Here is a 1,359-nt window from a genome sequence, read left to right as displayed (position 1 = left end):
CACTCCGCTCCAAGCAGAGGCCGGATACATTGATGCAAGACCGTATCTACCGCATCGTCGAAATCTTCTTGCACCGCACGGCCGGACCATACATTGGGTCACAAGCGGCGGTAAGGGCAATCGCGGCCCCGCGTCCGGGTCTACCCCGGATAGCTGACATCAGAATGGCATCAGCGTTGTTCGGCTAAGGGCCGATTCTGTTGAAAAAGGCGGCTGTTGCGACGCAGAGATATCAGTGTTTCAGTCTATCCAATTGGCAGGACTGAAGATCATGATGGGGCATCGGCAAGTCGAACAGACCGCGCGCAAGAATCTCATGGTGTCTCGAAGCCATTGGCCTTCAAGACTTGCTTAGTTGCAGGTGCGGTCAGGAACACGATCAGCGCCTTTGCCGCATCGATCTGCTTGCTGCCCGAGCTGATCCCAGCCACGTATACGGAATAGCTCTGAGCTCCTGGTGGCAGCGCGAAAGCGTCGAGACCGGGAACGATTGCCGCATCGCTCGCCACCCCAATTCCGATTTCGGCTTCACCCTTCGCCACCGCCTCAGCGACCTCGGTGCCGGACTTCACCAGCCTGGTCCTGGACTTTATGTCAGCCGCGAGCCCCAAGCGTTCCATCAAGCCCGCGGTGTAGACGCCCGCTCCGCCACCGGCAGCTGGATCGCCAAGAACGATCGACGTTGCCGCCAGCAACGTACGCTTCAGCGCGTCCACCGAACCCACGTCGGGTTTTGGGGCGCCCTTCTTCACGAAGACCGTGAAGCCGACGCTGGCGACTTCCGCGCGGCTGCCTTCCAACAGTTTGCCCTGCTTTTGTAGCTGCTCGTTTTGTTCGGGCGACACCATTGCCACGTCAACGATTTCACCGTCGAGAAGACGTTTCGCGATAGCACCAAGCGTGGCGTAGCCAACCTTGACCTTGTGCCCCGACGACCGCTCGAATTGCGGCAAGAGACTCGGGAGCACGACGCGAAGAGAGACCGGACCAAGCAACTCGATGTCGGCCGCCTGTGCGAGGGATGGCACCGCTGCGCCCAGCAGCAAACTGGATGTTGCCCCAACTGCAAATATTGCCGCAACGGAACATTTGAACATAGCGTCCTCCTGTTTGCCGGCAATTCCTACTGAGCGAGACTAGCATGCTAGTGGGGCGCGGGTTAGCTAATCGGAAGTATTGCCAATTGAAACACGATGCGCAGCGCTTGTCAGCTTCGGGGCAAGATCAGTAATGCTCCGATTGATCGTAAGATTTCCGCTTGCAGTTACGGTGACAGTGCTGGACTGCACCCCTGAAGTGAGACACGATAATTACAGTGACAGTGGGGTTGTCACGATGCGTTACCGCGCGTTGTTTTGC

Annotated in this window: 1 protein-coding gene; it reads right to left on the bottom strand. The window is 58.1% G+C overall.

Going from position 1 to position 1,359, the window contains the following annotated elements:
* Positions 1-314: 314 nt before the first annotated feature.
* A complete protein-coding gene (gene modA, locus YU9_RS0138295; protein ID WP_036019381.1) occupies positions 315-1,097 on the bottom strand; it encodes a molybdate ABC transporter substrate-binding protein in 783 nt (260 codons plus the stop codon).
* Positions 1,098-1,359 lie beyond the last annotated feature (262 nt).

The sequence above is a fragment of the Bradyrhizobium sp. WSM1743 genome (assembly GCF_000473065.1).
GTDB lineage: Bacteria > Pseudomonadota > Alphaproteobacteria > Rhizobiales > Xanthobacteraceae > Bradyrhizobium.
Note: the sequence above shows the minus strand (reverse complement) of the source record. Positions and strands in the feature narration are given on the sequence as shown.